The sequence below is a fragment of the Arthrobacter cupressi genome (assembly GCF_900099975.1).
Taxonomy (GTDB): domain Bacteria; phylum Actinomycetota; class Actinomycetes; order Actinomycetales; family Micrococcaceae; genus Arthrobacter; species Arthrobacter cupressi.
The window spans coordinates 245951-263333 of the sequence record NZ_FNEI01000001.1 but is presented as its reverse complement, the minus strand read 5'-3'; the positions used below and the strand labels follow the sequence as shown (position 1 = coordinate 263333).

18 protein-coding genes are annotated in these 17383 nt (G+C 63.3%); 11 read left to right on the top strand and 7 right to left on the bottom strand.

Annotated features, from left to right (window positions below):
• Window positions 1-135: 135 nt before the first annotated feature.
• Window positions 136-558, bottom strand: coding sequence for an Hsp20/alpha crystallin family protein (locus BLP88_RS01160; protein ID WP_074586241.1), 423 nt, complete (start codon window positions 556-558; stop codon window positions 136-138).
• 130 nt (window positions 559-688) lie between these two features.
• On the opposite strand from BLP88_RS01160, the gene BLP88_RS01155 reads away from it, so the two are divergent.
• The 5 genes from BLP88_RS01155 to BLP88_RS01135 all read left to right on the top strand — a co-directional run bounded on the left by BLP88_RS01155 (window position 689) and on the right by BLP88_RS01135 (window position 5510).
• Entirely contained in the window at window positions 689-1132 is a 444-nt protein-coding gene (locus BLP88_RS01155; RefSeq protein ID WP_074586239.1) for a MerR family transcriptional regulator, read from the top strand.
• Between the two features lie 115 nt (window positions 1133-1247).
• Window positions 1248-2513, top strand: a complete 1266-nt coding sequence (locus BLP88_RS01150; RefSeq protein WP_074586605.1) for a glycosyltransferase family 4 protein — start codon at window positions 1248-1250, stop codon at window positions 2511-2513.
• Window positions 2510-3904, top strand: a complete 1395-nt coding sequence (locus tag BLP88_RS01145; protein ID WP_074586238.1) for a UDP-glucose dehydrogenase family protein — start codon at window positions 2510-2512, stop codon at window positions 3902-3904. Before BLP88_RS01150 ends, BLP88_RS01145 begins: the two co-directional genes overlap by 4 nt.
• Before the next feature lie 56 nt (window positions 3905-3960).
• The gene (locus BLP88_RS01140; protein WP_139163265.1) at window positions 3961-4590 is read left to right on the top strand and encodes a DUF6318 family protein; all 630 of its coding nucleotides are present in this window, start codon (window positions 3961-3963) and stop codon (window positions 4588-4590) included.
• A 452-nt stretch (window positions 4591-5042) separates the two neighbouring features.
• On the top strand, window positions 5043-5510 hold the full coding sequence (locus BLP88_RS01135) for a hypothetical protein (RefSeq protein ID WP_139163264.1): 468 nt from the start codon (window positions 5043-5045) through the stop codon (window positions 5508-5510).
• Window positions 5511-5523: 13 nt separating this feature from the next.
• Here the strand turns inward: BLP88_RS01135 and BLP88_RS01130 are convergent, their stop codons facing one another.
• The 4 genes from BLP88_RS01130 to BLP88_RS01115 form a co-directional block, all read right to left on the bottom strand.
• Window positions 5524-5784: an IS1096 element passenger TnpR family protein gene (locus tag BLP88_RS01130; RefSeq protein WP_074586235.1), complete on the bottom strand. Its 261-nt coding sequence runs from the start codon at window positions 5782-5784 to the stop codon at window positions 5524-5526.
• Window positions 5785-5824: 40 nt separating this feature from the next.
• Window positions 5825-6289 (bottom strand): hypothetical protein, encoded by a 465-nt coding sequence (locus BLP88_RS18660; protein ID WP_139163263.1) that lies wholly within the window; start codon window positions 6287-6289, stop codon window positions 5825-5827.
• Window positions 6290-6449: 160 nt separating this feature from the next.
• Complete coding sequence (gene cspE, locus BLP88_RS01120) at window positions 6450-6653, bottom strand: transcription antiterminator/RNA stability regulator CspE (protein ID WP_074586232.1); 204 nt, start codon at window positions 6651-6653, stop codon at window positions 6450-6452.
• A gap of 218 nt (window positions 6654-6871) precedes the next feature.
• Window positions 6872-7720 (bottom strand): trypsin-like serine protease, encoded by an 849-nt coding sequence (locus BLP88_RS01115; protein WP_074586231.1) that lies wholly within the window; start codon window positions 7718-7720, stop codon window positions 6872-6874.
• 176 nt (window positions 7721-7896) lie between these two features.
• Here BLP88_RS01115 and BLP88_RS01110 point away from each other — a divergent pair, with 176 nt between their 5' ends.
• Window positions 7897-8670: an alpha/beta fold hydrolase gene (locus BLP88_RS01110; protein ID WP_074586230.1), complete on the top strand. Its 774-nt coding sequence runs from the start codon at window positions 7897-7899 to the stop codon at window positions 8668-8670.
• 5 nt (window positions 8671-8675) lie between these two features.
• On the opposite strand, the gene BLP88_RS01105 is transcribed toward BLP88_RS01110, so the two are convergent.
• Window positions 8676-9587, bottom strand: a complete 912-nt coding sequence (locus tag BLP88_RS01105; RefSeq protein WP_245679727.1) for a PKD domain-containing protein — start codon at window positions 9585-9587, stop codon at window positions 8676-8678.
• A gap of 16 nt (window positions 9588-9603) precedes the next feature.
• On the bottom strand, window positions 9604-10242 hold the full coding sequence (locus BLP88_RS01100; RefSeq protein WP_074586229.1) for a DUF6318 family protein: 639 nt from the start codon (window positions 10240-10242) through the stop codon (window positions 9604-9606).
• A gap of 134 nt (window positions 10243-10376) precedes the next feature.
• Between BLP88_RS01100 and BLP88_RS01095 the strand changes: the two genes are divergently transcribed.
• From BLP88_RS01095 to BLP88_RS01075, 5 genes are all read left to right on the top strand, one after another.
• Window positions 10377-11153: an alpha/beta fold hydrolase gene (locus BLP88_RS01095; protein ID WP_074586227.1), complete on the top strand. Its 777-nt coding sequence runs from the start codon at window positions 10377-10379 to the stop codon at window positions 11151-11153.
• On the top strand, window positions 11140-12411 hold the full coding sequence (locus BLP88_RS01090) for a flavin-containing monooxygenase (RefSeq protein WP_074586226.1): 1272 nt from the start codon (window positions 11140-11142) through the stop codon (window positions 12409-12411). Before BLP88_RS01095 ends, BLP88_RS01090 begins: the two co-directional genes overlap by 14 nt.
• Window positions 12412-12716: 305 nt before the next feature.
• On the top strand, window positions 12717-14759 hold the full coding sequence (locus tag BLP88_RS01085; protein ID WP_084110671.1) for a helicase HerA domain-containing protein: 2043 nt from the start codon (window positions 12717-12719) through the stop codon (window positions 14757-14759).
• Window positions 14759-16159 carry a hypothetical protein gene (locus BLP88_RS01080; protein WP_139163262.1) on the top strand — a complete coding sequence of 467 codons (1401 nt, stop codon included), beginning with the start codon at window positions 14759-14761 and terminating at the stop codon, window positions 16157-16159. Before BLP88_RS01085 ends, BLP88_RS01080 begins: the two co-directional genes overlap by 1 nt.
• Window positions 16156-17364, top strand: a complete 1209-nt coding sequence (locus BLP88_RS01075; RefSeq protein ID WP_084110670.1) for a DNA adenine methylase — start codon at window positions 16156-16158, stop codon at window positions 17362-17364. Before BLP88_RS01080 ends, BLP88_RS01075 begins: the two co-directional genes overlap by 4 nt.
• Window positions 17365-17383: the final 19 nt, after the last annotated feature.

Genomic DNA, 17383 nt, shown 5'->3' with positions numbered 1-17383 from the left:
GCGTTTCCTCTGCGCAACAAGCGCTGTGGTGTGGCGCGAAGCCTGCACCCCTTCTTCCGATGCGGCCGGTCCGATGCTCCCGTTCGTGTGCTCCGCCGGGGCCACCCCCGGGCGAACTCCGGCGGAGCGGCAGGGTCAGGCGCTAATCTCCTGGCGTTGTTCGTTGGAGGTGATCTCGATGCGCCGCGGCTTGGCCTTTTCGGCCACCGGGATGCGGAGCGTCAGGACGCCTGCGTCGTAACTGGCCTGCACCCCTTCAGTATCCAGGGTGTCGCCGAGGATGAGCTGCCTGCTGAAGACACCCTGCGGGCGTTCAGCGGCGATCATCTCGGTGTCTTCGCCCGCCGGCGACTTCCGCTCTGCCTTGACAGTGAGGACGTTGCGTTCGACGTCCAGCTCGATGGAATCAGGAGCCACCCCCGGCAGGTCGAGGGCAACAATGAATTTCTCGCCCTCCTGCCACGCGTCCATGGGCATGCCGGCGGGGCGTGCTGTTGTGCCAAAAACCTGTTGGGCGAGCCTGTCGAATTCGCGGAACGGGTCAGTGCGCATCAGCATTTGGTTCTCACTCCTTCACATCTTGATGCTGATTCTGTTGGTTCCCCAGCCCCCATATCTGTGGTGGCTGGTATAGATTTTTTATAGCACTGGTGAGAAGGTGGTGCAAGAGGATTTTTGGAGGGTTTTCATGGCGGGTTTGGGTGGCGGGTTTTCCGCCGGAGAGCACGACGGCGGTACGGCCGCCGGGGCGGACGGCGGTGCGGCCCGCTGGGCCGGCGGACGCAACGAGCTCGGCCTCTACGCCATCTCCGTCGCGGCCGAACTCGTCGGCACGGGCCAGCAGAACCTTCGGCTGTACGAGCGCAAGGGGCTGCTCACACCGGAACGGACGGACGGCGGCACGCGCCGCTACAGCGAGGCCAATCTCGTCACGCTGCGCAGGATCGGCGTGCTCCTGGATGAAGGACTGAACCTGGCCGGGGTGAAGCTGGTGCTGGAACTCGAAGCCGCGAACCGCGGGCTGGCCGAGGACAACCGCGGCCTGACCGAAGACAACCGCGAACTGCGGGCGGACAACCGCGGGCTCCGGAAGGATCTGAAGCGGGCGCGGGGCAGCAGCCAGCCGGACTGAGACCGGCCGGCCCGCCCCGGTGCCCGCCGCCGTCGGGCATCTGTTCACCAAAGTTTTCCTGCACCGTCACGCCGTTTCCGCCGCGCCGCCAACCGCCGCCACGAGCGTGGACAGCGTGAGGATCGCAATCGTCGCCGAATCATTCCTGCCGCTGATGAACGGGGTAACGCATTCCATCCTGCGGGTGCTGGAGCATCTGCAGGAGCGCGGGGACGAGGTGATGGTGATTGCGCCGTCGACGTCGGACACCGATGTTTCGAGCGTCGTGAAGGGCGCGTACGTGCACCGGCTGCCGTCGGTGCCGCTCGCCGGGTACACGAACGTGCGGGTTGCGTTGGGTGGTGTGAATCGGGTCAAGCGCATCCTTGCCGATTTCGCCCCCGACGTCGTTCACCTCGCCTCCCCGTTCGTGCTCGGCTGGCGGGCCGTGCAGGCCGCGCACCAGCTCGGCATCCCCACGGTGGCCATCTACCAGACCGAGGTTCCCAGCTACGCCGGCCGCTACGGCGTGCCGTTCCTGGAGAACTGGGCCTGGAACCGGGTGGACAACATCCACCTCCTGGCTGACCGGACCCTGGTCCCGTCCACGTTCGCGCTGAATCAGTTGCGCGGCCGCGGGATCCTGCGCGTGGACATGTGGCGGCGCGGTGTGGATACCGCGCGTTTCAATCCCGCGAAGCGGTCGACGGCGTGGCGCACCTCCGTGCTTTCCGGCGGCTCCGCAGCTCCCGGCGGCTCCGTGGCTCCCGGCGGCTCCGCAGCTCCCGGCGGCTCCCCGGCCCCCGGCCGCGAGCGGATCATCGGCTACGTCGGCCGGCTCGCCGTCGAAAAACAGGTGGAAGACCTGGCCGTCCTCGCCGACCTGCCCGGCACCAGGCTTGTGGTGGTGGGCGACGGGCCGCAGCGCGCGGCCCTCGAGGCTGCCCTGCCCGGCGCGGTGTTCACCGGCTTCCTGGGCGGCGACGCCCTGGCCGAGGCCGTGGCCTCCTTTGATCTTTTCGTCCATCCGGGCGAATTCGAGACCTTCTGCCAGACCATCCAGGAAGCCATGGCCTCCGGCGTTCCCGTGGTGGCCACCGGCCGCGGCGGCCCCCTGGACCTCGTGGAGAATTCGCGCACCGGCTGGCTGTACGAGCCGGGGAACCTCGCCCAGCTGCGCGGTTACGTCCAGGACCTGATGGGCGACGACGCCAAGCGCCGCGCGTTCGGAACGGCGGCCCTCGCTTCGGTCCAGGGCCGGACGTGGCCCGCCCTCAGCGCCGAACTGGTGCGCCAGTACCAAGCCGTGATCGACGGCGAGGAGCTCGCGGAACTGCCCGCTCCTCCGGTTCCTGTCCTCCCGGCCTCGCCCCTGACTTCCAGCAAAGGACTTGCCTCATGAAGATTTCCGTCATCGGCTGCGGCTACCTCGGTGCCGTGCACGCGGCCACCCTCGCCTCGATGGGCCACACCGTGGTGGGCATCGACGTGGATGCCCAGAAGGTGGCCCATTTGAACAAGGGCTTCGCGCCCTTCCACGAACCCGGCCTGGACGAGCTCCTGAAGGACGGCTTCGCCACCGGGCGGCTGAGCTTCTCCGCGGAGTTCGAGGACGCGGCCTCTGCTTCGTTGCATTTCCTCTGCGTGGGCACCCCGCAGTCCAAGACCTCGGACACCGCTGACCTGTCCTACCTGATCGCGGCCACGAAGAGCCTGCTGCCGCACCTGGCGAAGGGCGCCGTCCTGGTAGGCAAGTCCACGGTTCCGGTCGGCACGGTGGACATGCTCCGCGGCGTCCTGGCCCGCCGGCCCGACGTGCTGCTCGGCTGGAACCCCGAGTTCCTGCGGCAGGGCACCGCCGTGAAGGACTCCCTCGTGCCGGACCGGCTGGTGTACGGCGTGCCCGGCGGCAACTCCTCCGCAGCCGGGGTTCCGGTGACGAAGGCACTGGATGCCGTGTACGAGCCCCTGATCAGCGCGGGCATCCCCCGGCTGGTCTGCAACTTCGCGACGGCGGAGCTCATCAAGTCCGCCGCCAACGCCTTCCTGGCCACCAAGGTCAGCTTCATCAACGCCATGGCCGAGCTCTGCGACGCCTCCGGTGCCGACGTGTCCGAGCTCAGCGAGGCGATGGGCCTGGACCCGCGGATCGGCAACCGCTACCTGCACGCCGGGCTCGGCTTCGGCGGCGGCTGCCTGCCCAAGGACATCCGTTCCTTCCGAGCACAGGCCCGTGCCCTGGACGTTTCCTCTGTGGAGGAATGGATGGGCGTCGTCGATTCGGTCAACCTGGGCCAGCGCGCCCGCACCGTCGAGGTCGCCCGGGAACTGTGCCGCGGGCACCTCTCCGGCCGCACCGTCACGGTGCTCGGCGCGGCGTTCAAGCCGGACACGGACGACATCCGCGACTCCCCCGCCCTGGACGTCGCCCTGCAGCTCGCCGCTGCCGGCGCCCACGTCACCGTCACGGACCCGAAGGCGATCAACAACGCCTGGATGCGCTACCCGCAGCTGCGCTTCGAGTCCTCCACCACCCGGGCGCTGGAGGGCGCCGAGCTGGTGCTGCTGCTGACCGAGTGGGAGGAATACCGCTCCCTCTCGCCTGAAGCTGTTGGAGCTCTCGTACGACGCCGGACGGTGCTGGACGCGCGGAACGTGCTGGACGCTGCGGCTTGGGAAGCCGCAGGGTGGACCGTGCGGGGGCTAGGGACCGGCGCCACTGCTGAAGCTTCAACGGTGACCGCGCCTGTCATCTCTGTGGATAACTCAAAGCGCGGTGTGACAATTCTGTAAAATCGGGTGGGAACGGGCTTTTACGCCACAGCCACACCGACTCGGGGGATGTCCACGTGACTCTCAAACTGCACCGTCTTGCGCCCATTGCGGCCGCTTCTCTTGCTGCCCTGCTGGCGCTGACCGCGTGCCAGGGTTCTCCAGCGCCGTCTTCGTCGGCAAGCCCGAGCGCGACTTCCGCATCCCCGACTCCGGACGCCTCGAAGCCGACTCCGGCGTCGTCCAACGGCCCTGCCCGGAACATCCCGGTGCCGGAGCTGCCGGAGGCTGCGACGAAGGAGACGAAGGAAGGCCTCCGCGCCTTTGCGGACTACTGGTTGAGTTTGATGAACTACGGCTTCATCACGGGAGATTACGGTCCCGTCAACAAGCTCACCGTCCCGGGCTGCAAAACGTGCAAGAACGTGCAGGAGGGCATTCCCGAGACTTACAAGAAGAACGGGTGGTTTGTTGGAGGAGAACTAAAGATTGAGAAGTACTCTGACAAGTTCCAAGCTGACATCAATGGCACCTATTCACCGTTGATGACCGTGTCGCAGGGCGCGATGCGTGAGTATGACTCCACAGGAAAGCAGGTGAGCCAAAACGAAGGGCACGCCGCTGGCGACGACGTCTTCGTCATGTACTCACGGTTCAAGAACGGCTCATGGATCGTGGCAGACTTCGGTGTTCCGAGTGGGTCATGATGAACAAGCGTGTCCGCAAAACAGGCGTCATTGCCCTCGTTGTCTTCTTGCTATTCGCCCCAGCGTCGGCAGCTCTCGCGAGGAATGAGTCGGGTAGTCTCCACGGAGGAAAAGCGGTAGCCCAGGCTGGCAATGGATTGCCGAAGACAGAACAAACGGCAGTTCTGAACACGGTGGATATTGCTGGAAAGCCCGCCTTCCTGTTTAGGAAGACTCCCACCTGCGCGGTCGGTCAAGACACCCTCTCCATCGCCGAATGCACACTTCTGGATGCCAAATGCAATGAGAAACCAGGCGGCACGATGGTGGACTGGGACTACAAGCGGAATGACGGTATCTCAAATTGGGAAACCTTTCAGACACAGGCCTGTTCTTATCCGAGTGACCCAGTCGACCGCCCGGTAGGCCCTTCCCGTCCGGCCTTCAGCATCACCGAGTTCCGCTCCCTGGCATTGAAGCCTGCGAAGATCGTCACGCAGCCCGGCCGGCATACCCTCAAAGGCGCGTACACCAACGTCTACGCCGAGGTTAGCGACCAAGGTTTCTCACCCCGGCTCGCCGGCAAGGTCATTAGCGTTAGGGCCCACCCGTCGTCGTTCGCTTGGAACTACGGCGACGGCACTACGAAAACCTTCACCATCCAGGGCGGACCACTCCGGCCGGACCAGGCCGAGCTCGACTCCGAGACCCGCACGAGCCACGTCTATACCGCGACCGGAGATTACCACATCTCCGTCTCCACCACCTACACCGGCGAATACTCCGTCGACGGCGGACCCTGGGTCCCCATCATCGGAACCGCCCAAGTCAACAGCCCCGCCGTCCCCATTAGCGTCTGGCGCACGGAAACGCACCTCTACGCGGAGAACTGCCTGGAGAACCCGAACGGCGCCGGATGCCCGGGCACTGCCGGAAAGTAGGCAAATCCCAGTCCTACTTCCGGTCGCCCATGCGGCGTTGGACTTCGAGCAGGAACTTGATACCGGAGTCGGTGAGCCCTGGCTGGCCAGCGCGGTCGACGGCGCGGACGCCGTGGAGGTGGCGGTCCTCCCATTCGAAGGCCCGCTGGACCGCGCTATGGAAGTCGGCGACCGTGGCAATCGCCGGCAGTATCAACTGACGCCAAATGAGGGGATCGGTGCCGGCAATGCTGATGCGAAGTTCGATGCCGGGAATGTTGGCGGGTGCGTCCATGGGGTCAATGCTTCCAGCAGAAGTGCGCCGCCAAGCAATGTCAGGGAATGATGTCGATGCTTGCTTCGGCTTTGCAGGCAGCCCGTAGCTCCACCAGTGCCTGTTCGGCGTTGCCCATGTCGCGGCCAAGGTGCTTGTTGAGCGTCGTGTAAGTAATTGCCTCTGCAGCGGTAGCGGACTCGGCCTTCAACTCCGCCGGGGCTCCCGCCGAAACCTTGGTTGCACGAATCAGAACATCCTCGGCGGTCGGCGCACCAAAGGCGATGAAGCCCATAAGGTTCCGCCATTCGCGGCAGGTTTCGGCCGCCGTCATGATTTTCGCTTGGCCTTCCTCGGCACTCGCGGACGGCGGATTGCTAGACGTGGCCTCTGCCTCCACAGCGGCGGGGACTTCGCCCGTCGGTGAGGCGCTCGCATGCCCCACCTCCGGCGGTCCGGCTGGGAAGACGCAACCGCCAAGCGCCAAGCAGCAGAGTAGTACAAAGGGGGCGAGAATCCTGTTCATCGGGGCTCCTTCGGAAGGCGGCTTTCCCACCACGGTAGGAGTGCCCGCCCCCGGGCAACACCGACAAATGATGCTATGTGGATAACCACCCCGAAAAGCAGGCAAACAAAAAGCAGGGCCGGTCGAAACGACCGGCCCTGCTTTTTAGTGAATCCGAAACCTAGATGGCCTGGATGTTCACTGCCTGGGGACCCTTGGGGCCCTGCTCGACGTCGAAGGAAACCTTCTGGTTCTCTTCGAGGGAGCGGTAGCCCGAGGAGTTAATTGCGGAGTAGTGGGCGAAAACGTCCTGGCTGCCATCTTCGGGAGAGATGAAGCCGAAGCCCTTTTCGGCGTTGAACCACTTGACGATACCTGTAGCCATTTTTTCAGTTCCTTACTGAAGGTGGAGGGTTGTCCCGACTGTCGGGCCTCCGGTGTGGGGTGTTCTCCACCGTTACTTCAGAAGTCGCGGGCGATGAGCCGCGGGAACTGCCTGAACTACCAAATGCCAAACACAACAACACCGTCCAGTCTACAGAGGTTTCCGCAGATGGCCAGAGGAAATTTCCGACAGTTCCGCAACCACTCGTCCCGTGCCACTCAGGGTGTGACCCCGAAGGTTGCCAGCCAGTCCTGCACCACCGGGATGTCCACGCGCTGGTAGCCGTCGAGGTAGCGGCAGTTGGCCGTGTAACCGTAGCTGGTCACGCCGACGATCTGGCCATCCAGGAACAGCGGGCCGCCGGAGTCGCCGAAGCAGCTGCCACCGGTGCCGCGGACGTCGTTGGGGTTGCCGTTGACCTGCAGGATCTGCGGGGTGAGCTTCTGTCCGGGAACCTCCCAGTAGCGGCGGATGAGCGGGTAGGTCATCGGCTGAGGCTTCTGCGGGCCGCTGTCCGGCTTGCGGACTTCGGTGCCGTAGCCGACGCCGGTGAAGATCGTCCTGCTCAGGCTGCCGGACGGGATCTGGTCAAGCCGGTTGAGGTCTGCGAGGTCCGACGTCGGGTTGCTGATCGGTTCGCTCAGGACCACGACGCCGACGTCGTTCCAGTTCTTCAGGTCCGTGAAGTTCGAGTAGTTCGGGTGCGCATAAGCGGTGCCGTAGATGTGGCCGGCGAGGTCCGCTGCGGTGTAGCCGACGGTCGGGTCAGCGGCAACAGGAAGGCCCGACGGCGGCGCTTCCGCTACCACCGATTCGAAAGTCACCAAGGTCTTGCCCAGAGTTCCTTCGGTGCAGTGTGCGGCGGTAAGCAGGACCGTCGGGGACACCAGGGTGGCGCTGCACCGGAAGCGTCCGTCCGGCTGGTAGAAGACGATCATGCCGACGCTGGGATGCAGCTCGCCGTCGGGAGTTCCGCCCGTGCTGGCCTGGGCGGCGGGGACGCCTATCAGGAGCGCGGAGAGGGCAGTTCCCATGACCGCCAAAGAGGCAACAAGTCTCTTGAACATCAATCAACCCTTCTACTGAGAGTTCCGGATCGGAACCCGCTGGATGAAAGTTTCCTCCTGCTGGTGCGCGTTGGCTAGATGTGACTATCAGCTATTGCTGGGGCTGGTGGGACGGGCCCGGCAGGCGGGGTTTGCGATGCCTCCCGGGCAGGCTGCCGCGGGCGTACAGTTCTGCCATGGAACCGAAGCGGGTCATCCTTCTGCCTGGCGCCGTCCTCCCCGCCGAACCGGCATATGACGCACTGGTTAAAGCGCTGGGTCCGGACGTCAATGCCGTCGCCAAGGACCTTGAGCTTTACTCGGGCGACGCTCCCCCGCCGGGTTGGACCCTGGATACCGAGATCGATGGCATCCTGCGCGAAGCCGATGCCCGGAGGTGGAATACGTTCCATTTGCTCGGATACTCCGGCGGGGGCGCCGTAGCCCTGGCTTTCACCGCTAAACACCCGGACAGCGTGCAGAGCCTGGCATTGTTGGAACCTGCGTGGGCCGGCAGTTGGGACTGGAGCCCGGAGCACACCCAACTGTGGGAAGAGTACGACGAGCTGGACCTGCTTCAGCCGGATGAGTTCATGACTGCGTTCATGCGCTTAGGCGTGAAGCCCGACGTCGTCCTGCCGCCTCCGCCGTCTGGTGACCCGCCGCCGTGGATGGGCAAGCGGCCTGCCGGCGTCAGGGCGTTCATGCAAACGTTCAAGGACTATGCCCTTGAGCGTGAAAGGCTGGCGTCGTTCCCGCGCCCCGTGTTCCTGGCCCTCGGCGGGCTCAGCAACCCGGTGGATTACGGCGAAGTGGCCGAGCGGCTTTCGAAAGTCTTCCGCGACTTCCGCCTCGAAGTGTTCGAGGAACGGCATCATTTCGACCCGCCCCACCGCATCGAACCGGCGCGCCTGGCGGGAATGTTGCTGTCCCATTGGGAGAGGTCGGAAAACCGGGCGCGGCTGGGTTAAGGGCCCTATTTGTTGCTGCCGGCGCTGCTGGGGCAGGCCCAGCCGGTGGGGTTCTCGATGCAGTTGTCGGCGACCTGGCGTGTCTCGCTTCGCCACACGCTGACGAGCTGCGCGGGCGAGGCGAACTGACCGTTTCCGGTGATGGGAAGCGGCGGTCCGCCGTTGACCGAGTATGTTCCGCGGAACCCGGTGGTCACGGTGAGTCGGAAGTCGCCGGTCTGCTTGTAGATGTGGCTCGTCCGGGTCTTGGTGCCCCATTCGTCTTCGGAAATCGACCCGCCGGCGAACATGGTTGGGCCGAAGCTCGTCCCGTCACCGTAGTTGTAGGTGTACTCGACCGGCGTCGCCTCCAGGTGGACATTCTGTCCCAGGATCACGACGTCGAACGCCTGCTCGGTTGCCGCGGCGAAGACGTTCGTTTCCATTCCCTTGAGGGTGTGCGGCCCGGGCTGGACGGTCACCTTCGCGGATTGGATCGGCAGTTGCTTGAAGTCGTTCGCGATGCGCGCGGCAATAGCGCGCAGGACTGCTTGGGGATCGGGGTCGTAGAGGCATGTAGGTCCGCCTTGCGACTGCCAGTCCGACCACGTCGGATTGGCAATTGCTTTCGGGGCGAAGCGCCATTGAACCGGAGTACCTCGTTTACCTCCGGGCGTGCGCGGCTCGCAGTTCACCGCAAGTGATTCACAGCCGCTGTCCAGACCATCGCGTTCGATGTCGCACAGCGGTAAGTAGTCGTATTTGTAAGGATCGGTGTCGACGTAGCCAATGGGAGCCTCGATCATGGTGCCAGTGGCCGGATCGAAAACGTAGGTCAGCTCGACATCTGCCGTCGACTTCTTGAAACCGGCAGACGATTTGTGCGAATCCGCATCAGCCCTTTCTGCCGAGCCGATTAGGCCCAAGAGAAGTGCCAAGCAGGCTATCCCTGCATTACCCCAGGTGGCCAAGACTTATCGCCTTCCAAGCCCCACCGCGGAACTCTGCGATCAATGCCACTCCGCTGTTAGATTCCGGCGTAAGTTCACGATCCACGGGGCCTTTTGCGTTGAAGTATTTGATCTCCGCTTGTATGACCTGGACAGCCACGCCCTGTGTTGCCGCTCCTGCCTTCCATTTTGCTTCGACGCTCGGGGTCGTCAGCTTCCCACCTGTCATCCACTCCTTGGAGGAGTACACAGAATCAATGGCTTCTTTGAGCTCCGAGCAGAATTCGCAGTTGGGACCAGTAAGTGAAATCCAAGTCTTGAGGTCCCCGGTTGCATACCCGTAATCCAGCAGCGCGAACCAGTACTTCGTGAACGCCTCGAGCCCCGCCTTCGAGTTCTGATCGGCCAGAGCGGGCTTCACGGGAACCGGGACGTTCTGGGCTTTACCCTTGGCCGAAGCTGGAACGTACTTCGCGGACGGAGACGGCGACGGAGTCGCCGAAGGCGATGCGGAGGCGCTCGAAGCGCTAGGCGAGTTGCCCGGCGTCGGGCTTCCTCCTTGGCACGCGGAGAGCAAGAGACCGGCTCCTACAAGGGCGGCGACAACACGGCCGCGGGCAAAGGAAAAGGAGCGTTCAGTCATCGAGATCCCCAACGAATTCATCTAGACAGTGGAAAAGCGTCAATTCGAGAATAACGGATTTGTCACACGTTCGAAAAAAGTTATCCACAGCAGCTCCCCTCACCAGCGCAACGAACCAGGCGTACAGTTCTGCCATGGAGCCCACCCGTTCCATCCTCTTGCCCGGCAGCGTCCTTCCTGCCCAGCCGGCCTACGGCGCACTCATCGAAGCCTTGGGACCGGAGGTGCGCGCCATCGCCAAAGACCTTGAACTCTACGCCGGCGACGCCCCTCCCCCGGGCTGGAGCCTGGACACCGAGGTCGATGGCCTCCTTCGCGAGGCCGACGCCCGCCACTGGGATACCTTTCACCTCGTGGGCTATTCGGGAGGCGGAGCGGCAGCCATCGCCTTCGCGGCGAAGCACCCCGAACGCCTCACCAGCCTGGCCCTGCTCGAACCGGCCTGGGCCGGCAGCTGGGACTGGAGTCCCGCGCACGCACGGCTGTGGCAACAATACGACGCCCTGAACCAACTACCGCAAGACCAATTCATGGCCGGGTTCATGAAGCTGGCCGTCAGGGCCGACGTCGTCCTTCCGCCGCCGCTCACCGGTGACCCGCCGCCGTGGATGGCCAAGCGACCGGCCGGCATCCGTGCCTTCATCGAGACGTTCCGAAACTACGATCTGGACCGCCAGAAACTGGCAGAGTTCCGGCAGCCGGTGCTCCTGGTCCTCGGCGGCCTGAGCAACCCGGACGACTTCGGCGAAATCATCGAGCGCCTGTCGACGGTCTTCCCCGACACCCGGACCGAAGTGTTCGCAGATCGCCACCACTTTGACCCGCCGCACCGCATCGAGCCCGAGCGCCTCGCGGCATCGCTGCGCCAACATTGGGAACGGGCCGAAGGAATCAGCCATGCAGAATTCTGACGCACAGCAAACCGACACCCTCATCATCGGTGCCGGCCAGGCCGGACTGGCCATGAGCTACTGGCTCAGCCGGGCCGGCGTCGAACACGTGCTCCTGGACCGGCGCACGGAACTCGGCGGCGCCTGGCAGGACCGCTGGGACGGCTTCTACCTGAACACGCCGAACTTCTCGATCGACCTGCCCGGCATGCCGTACGACGGCCCCGAGCCGGAGGCGTTCATGCCGCGCGACGACGTCGTGAGCCTCTTCCGCCGCTACGCCCAACTGATCGGCGCACCTGTCCGCACGGGCACCGACGTCACCCGAGTCTCGCCCGCGGACGACGGTTTCGCCGTCGAGACCAACGACGGCGGCTGGCGGGCACGCAACGTCGTGCTGGCCACCGGCGCGTTCCAAGTACCCAGGATCCCTACCCTCGCCGTGGAGATTCCCGCGCACATCTTTCAGCTGCACTCCCACGAGTACCGCAACCCCGGCCAGCTGCCCGACGGTGCGGTCCTGATTGTGGGGACCGCGCAGTCGGGCGGGCAGATCGCAGAAGAACTGCACGCGGCCGGCCGGCAGGTCCACCTGGCCGTGTCCAGCTGCCCGGAGGCGCCCCGCCGCTACCGCGGGCACGACCTCATCCACTGGATCCTGAACCTCGGCATCCACGGGCCCGAGTACGGGCTGAACGCCTTCAGGACGGAGCAGCTGCCCTCCCCCGCGGCCCGCTTCGCCTGCAACCCGCTGCTCTCCGGCACCGACGGCGGCCACGCCATCCACCTGCGCGACCTCGGCCGCCAAGGCATGCGGTTGCACGGTCACTTTGAAGCAGTCCACGACGGCGGACTCGTCTTCACGGACGACCTCCCCGAACGCCTCGCTGCTGTCGAGGCCGGGTTCGGCCAGCGGATGCAGCCGCTGTTTGATGCGTACATCGCGGCGGCGGGGATTTCTGCGCCGCCGGCCGAACCGGCGAGGGTGGATGACTGGCTGCCTGAGACTTCCTCGCCGCGCGTGGATCTGGCGGCGGAGAACATCACTACGGTCCTGTGGGCCACCGGCTACAAGCTCGACATGAGCATCGTGGACATTCCAGTCCTGGATGAGTGGGACTACCCGCGGCATACGCGTGGGGTTACGGAGTATCCGGGCCTGTTTGCCGTGGGCTTGCCGTGGCTGACAGGGCATTATTCTCCGCTGCTGGGTGGCGTGGGGCTGGACGCGGAGTATCTGGCGGGGCGGATTGCTGAAAGGGCTGCTGGGGGAAATTAGAAAATCTCTTCTGACGCGCGAAGAATGTCCGAGCGTGCACTTAGGTTGTTCCGTGTGGACAACTGAAATGATGAGACGAACAACAAAGGACGCACGCGCCGGCCGCTACTCGAAGGCGGCGACCTCGATACTGGCCGGGCACAGTAAGAAACCAGGCAGCCCAGCCTGCGGTACGACTGCGCTGCCGAAGATCTCGGGGTGGCCCTGCCAAAAGCCGACACGCGGCGCCTCTGGTAGTACGGGCTGGTACGGACACCCATTGCAATAGACTAAGGGCGCACCGAACGCGTCCTAAGGGGGAGAACATGAACGAACTTATCCCTGGCGTAGGAGCCGGGTCACTCTTGCGATCTGAACTGCTCGCCGACGATCGATCAACGCGAATCGGCGCGATCCAGCAGATCGACTATGGCCAAGCTGTTGTGCTGACCCACGACCGTTGGAAATTCGACGCCGGCGGTATCCCACAATTCTCCTTTCTGCTGGCAACCCCGCAGGACGTAAATGACCCTCGCGTTGACGACGACGAAGTACTGCTCCTGCGTGTCGAGGGGACGGCGCCACTGTCACTAGAACGCGACTTGCATGCCGTTCGTGAGGAGTCGCTGCGCACGGCCCTTTCGAACAACCAGGACCCGGCCCCATCTGTCGTACTAGATGCGGAGCTTGATCCATTCACCAAGAATCGAGTTTCGTTCACTGGGGTGCGGTGCAAGATCCTCGGGACCTTTTACGAGGACGAGGTGGACGGGCAGAGAGTGCTTGAGTTCGGTGCTGACGTGGACAACTTCTATGCCACGTCCACGTATCGAGTCCTGAAACCGATCGGCGACGGCCTCGCCACGATTGCCTCCTACCTCAAGCCGACGGGGCGCCCTGTCGAACGCGTGCGCATCGGGGCGGTTCGGTACTCCGCGACGCGCCGCCGCGCCAAGACTTCCCAACAAGCCAACGCCGCGGTCGAAGTCAACATCCGCGACTTTATCGGCAATAAGACCGCCCTACTGGGCATGACTCGGATGGGGAAGTCGAATACCGCGAAGATCATCATCGCGCGCACATTCGCAGTCTCCGAGCGGCAGCGTGCAACGGGCGGGAGCCCCATCGGCCAGTTGATCTTCGACCCACAGGGAGAATATGCAAACCCGAACACGCAGGACGGCACCGAGATCGCAGCTATCGGCGCGAACCACGTCCGAATTTTCAAGTTCGGGGCGGACGGTGCACAGGCACATGTGAAGCCGCTCAACATCAATTTCTTCTCCGAGAACCAGATCGACGCGGTTCAGGGATTGATCTCCGACACCCTCAGTAGTGACGAGGCCGGCTATGTAAAGGACTTCGCGGGTACCTCCTACGCGGACGTCGCTGACGACCGCTCCGCCACCACACACGCACAGCGCGCCCGGCTCGTACTCTACGGTGCCCTCATGCGAGCGGGGTTCGCAGTGCCGACCAACTTTCGCGTGCGAATCAGTATTGCTGGCACGTTTCAACAGAAGGTTGTCGCTGAACTCGGGCGAAATCCGTTTACGCAAGCTGGATCCACTGCGAACATCGTCACCATCGCGGCCGCCGATATCGAAGACGTCGTCGACAAGATCGTGGGGCTGCGCGACGCCGGCGACAGAGAAGCGAATGACTTCGCGAAGGACGTTCGGTGGAAGAGTGTCGAGCCGATCTTCACGACTCGCAGCGGTAACCGAAACGTCCGAGGCTGGCGAAACTTGAACCCGCTACGTCCATTTCACAGTCCGCTGACGCGGAACGACCCCGCGATCGAGATCTACGAGGAGTTGGTCCGTGGGCGCATTGTGATCGTTGACTTGCACGTCGGCGCCGAGGCTGTGACTAAAGCGCTGAGCGAGTCGATCACGCGTCGGCTCCTTTCCAGGCAGACTGAGGTGTTCACGTCCGGGCAGGAGCCACCGCACATCCAGGTGATGCTCGAGGAGGCGCACAACCTGTTCTCATCCGACCGGTACAAGGACGACCTCGATGTGTGGGTCAAGCTCGCCAAAGAGGCCAGCAAACTCAATCTCGGCATGACGTACGCGACCCAGGAGGTCTCCGGCGTCGCGCACCAGGTCAAGGCAAACACCGCTAATTGGGTCGTTGCGCATTTGAACAACACGACGGAAGTGCACGAGTTGGCTAAGTTCTACGACTTCGGGTCGTTTTCGGACGCGATCATCGCGTCCGAAGACCGTGGGTACGTTCGACTTAAGACTCTGTCATCGCCATACATCGTCCCTGTTCAGATCGATCGCTACGACGTCGCCCTGGTGAATGAGGCACGGGCCGCGGCTGGGGACCCTCCGCTGACGCTGGACGGGACACGTTCCTGATGCCATATGAGACCATCGGCGGGGCTCACGAACTGGCCTCGCGACTGAGCCACTCAATGGCTGCCGTAAAAGCTATCGCGGATCAACGCACCTTTCACGTTCCTGCGGAGACGATCCACGACCCAGATGCAATCCGCAAGCGAATCCGTCAACGGAGTGACCTTGGGGTCTCGTCCTCGCAGGAGCGTCTCCTGTCAGCTCTGGCTATTGACGGTTCCTACGTCGTCGAGCAGGTACGCGACGGCCTGCCATCGGTGATGTATGGCTTCGCCCAAGCCGCCGCCGCGTTCCTAGACCTCAACGTTCTGGAATCTCAACGAGCAGAGCAGTTCGTCGACCCGTACCAAATAGAGCGCGCCGTCAACACGGCGCTTGTAACCCTCGATCTACCCGTTGCGGGCGCTTATACGCGCCCTGGCGTTGACATAGCAACCTCGTGGCGCGAGGCGATCAACGCGCTATTTCGGCAAAAGAAGATCGACGTAAACCGCCTCGACCAGCCGTTACTCGACTTACTCTTCATGCTCCATGGTGTGCCCGGCACGCCGGCAGCCACAGTTCCGGTCAATTGCCCCACTCCCAACTGCAGTAAGGACGTGCCGGTGCCGCCCGCTGGCCTCATATGCGATGCATGCGGTATTGATCTATTTCCAACGGATGTACTTCGCATCCACGAAGAGGTGGGCGAGGAGGGCTCGAACCAGTCCGCGCTCGGGCGCCTGATGTCTGTCGTAGAGTTGCTCGTACTCGTAGGTCTGACAACTCTGTTATGGGAGCAGTCGCGGCAGAAGGCCCTTCCCACGACTTTGTTTATCGTCGATGGTCCACTGGCCGTGTTCGGCACTCCAGCCAAGCTTCGCGGCCGGGCCTTGGAATACTTCCAGAATATGGGAAGTTCTGCTCCCGGTCGGGCGCCGTACATTTGTGGGATCGAGAAGTCTGGAGCTCTCGTGGACTACGCTCGCCAACTTGCCCGTCACGATATTCTCCAGCCTGGCGAGCTGCTGGTATGCGATGAAGAAATCATTGCCCGCGTCGTTAACGCGAACAACGCACGTGCTTATGGCAAGGAAACTTACTGGGGCCGTAAGTTCGTATACCGCGCCCCCGATGGCCGCGTTGTCGTCCCAACCGTACCGCCACCAACAGGCGCACCATACGACGCTAGCGGTGGCCAGGCCGACCCGGCGTCCTACCCGACCCTGTCAGCAATACTCGACGTGATCGACCGCACAGGATCCTCTATGTATGTCGATGGAATCATCCCGGTGGCGGCCGCCCACGGGAAGGCTGCGTTTCCGATCGGTGTGGGAACAGACGTGCTCCGCCTTGTGGCCACCAAACGCCTCGGCCTCGATTCGCCCGCAGGGGAACCGGGTCAGGCTCGGCCCACCCCATGAGCCAGAATCTAGATACTTCGGCGGTCGCAATCACTCGCGGTAATCCTGCCGCCACTCCCGCGATTCCGACGCACATCCTCGACAACGCCCGACAACTCATTTCGCCACTCGGCACCCTCAATCACGCACTGACGTCTGGCCGATATCAGTCGCCATTGCGCTATCCAGGGGCAAAGTCTTCCCTTGCCCCGGTGATCGCCCGGGTCTTGGATACTGCCCAAGGCTCGCGTGAGGTGCCGAAGATCAGCCTACTTGTTGAGCCATTCGCAGGCGGGGCGTCAGCCTCCTTGCGACTCGTCGGACAGGGGATCGTGGATCGAGTGCTGCTCGCCGATGTTGATCCATTGGTGACCGCATTCTGGCAGGTTGCGGCCGCCGATACGGAAACGCTGATCGACCGAATGCGCGATGAGTGGAACCGATACGTAAAGCCCGGCGGAGCCACGGGAGTTGAACGCTGGGACTACTGGCGTTCATGGACGCCCGCACGTAGCGCATCGCCCAATACAATCAGGCTCGGTCTGGCAATGCAATGTTTGTTCCTGAACCGCACGACATTTTCGGGGATCCTGCATGGCAAGGCCGGTCCAATTGGGGGACGCAAGCAAGAAAGCCCTTACGGAATTGGATGCCGCTGGAATCCCGACTCGATCGAGCAACGGCTCCGATACATCGGCCACTTGTATGACACCGGCCGCCTTGTCGATGTCTGGCGCAAGGATTGGAGAAAAACGCTTGACGATGTACCTGAACAATACCCTCAACTGATCCCATCTCGTGTCATCGCCTACCTCGATCCGCCATACCTCGAGAAAGCCTCCCACCTTTACCGTGCCTCCTTCGATCCCAGTGGAGGATATGGGCGAGATGGGGCAGGAAAAGCGCGGCTAGTCGACCACATGCTCCATATGCAGCTCGCCGAATATTTGCGCACTAAAGCCCAGTTCCGTTGGCTGCTTAGCTATGACAACAATTCGCTCTTGACCGATAGCCCTTGGCTCTATGCACACTCTCGCATGACTCCTAGTGCTGAGGACCGTGAGACGCTTGGTGTTCGCTCCTGGTCTTTGACAAAACGCTTAGTGACTGTGCGCTATACCGCTAGTGGCAAGACCGGCAAGCGTAATGCCGACGAACTCCTCATCACGACACTTCCACCGTCGAGAGTCCCTGTAGACCATCAGCTGAGGAGGCTGCCGGCTTAGAGAGTTTTCCCGGCTACGG

What these genes read in the sequence shown, in the direction of transcription:
- BLP88_RS01090 (WP_074586226.1), top strand. Translation starts at nt 11,140, where the DNA reads ATGCAGAATTCTGACGCACAGCAAACCGACACCCTCATCATCGGTGCC.
- BLP88_RS18660 (WP_139163263.1), bottom strand. Translation starts at nt 6,289, where the DNA reads ATGAACAGGATTCTCGCCCCCTTTGTACTACTCTGCTGCTTGGCGCTT.
- BLP88_RS01115 (WP_074586231.1), bottom strand. Translation starts at nt 7,720, where the DNA reads ATGTTCAAGAGACTTGTTGCCTCTTTGGCGGTCATGGGAACTGCCCTC.
- BLP88_RS01085 (WP_084110671.1), top strand. Translation starts at nt 12,717, where the DNA reads ATGAACGAACTTATCCCTGGCGTAGGAGCCGGGTCACTCTTGCGATCT.
- BLP88_RS01080 (WP_139163262.1), top strand. Translation starts at nt 14,759, where the DNA reads ATGCCATATGAGACCATCGGCGGGGCTCACGAACTGGCCTCGCGACTG.
- BLP88_RS01095 (WP_074586227.1), top strand. Translation starts at nt 10,377, where the DNA reads ATGGAGCCCACCCGTTCCATCCTCTTGCCCGGCAGCGTCCTTCCTGCC.
- BLP88_RS01160 (WP_074586241.1), bottom strand. Translation starts at nt 558, where the DNA reads ATGCTGATGCGCACTGACCCGTTCCGCGAATTCGACAGGCTCGCCCAA.
- BLP88_RS01100 (WP_074586229.1), bottom strand. Translation starts at nt 10,242, where the DNA reads ATGACTGAACGCTCCTTTTCCTTTGCCCGCGGCCGTGTTGTCGCCGCC.
- BLP88_RS01155 (WP_074586239.1), top strand. Translation starts at nt 689, where the DNA reads ATGGCGGGTTTGGGTGGCGGGTTTTCCGCCGGAGAGCACGACGGCGGT.
- BLP88_RS01075 (WP_084110670.1), top strand. Translation starts at nt 16,156, where the DNA reads ATGAGCCAGAATCTAGATACTTCGGCGGTCGCAATCACTCGCGGTAAT.
- BLP88_RS01145 (WP_074586238.1), top strand. Translation starts at nt 2,510, where the DNA reads ATGAAGATTTCCGTCATCGGCTGCGGCTACCTCGGTGCCGTGCACGCG.
- cspE (WP_074586232.1), bottom strand. Translation starts at nt 6,653, where the DNA reads ATGGCTACAGGTATCGTCAAGTGGTTCAACGCCGAAAAGGGCTTCGGC.
- BLP88_RS01130 (WP_074586235.1), bottom strand. Translation starts at nt 5,784, where the DNA reads ATGGACGCACCCGCCAACATTCCCGGCATCGAACTTCGCATCAGCATT.
- BLP88_RS01110 (WP_074586230.1), top strand. Translation starts at nt 7,897, where the DNA reads ATGGAACCGAAGCGGGTCATCCTTCTGCCTGGCGCCGTCCTCCCCGCC.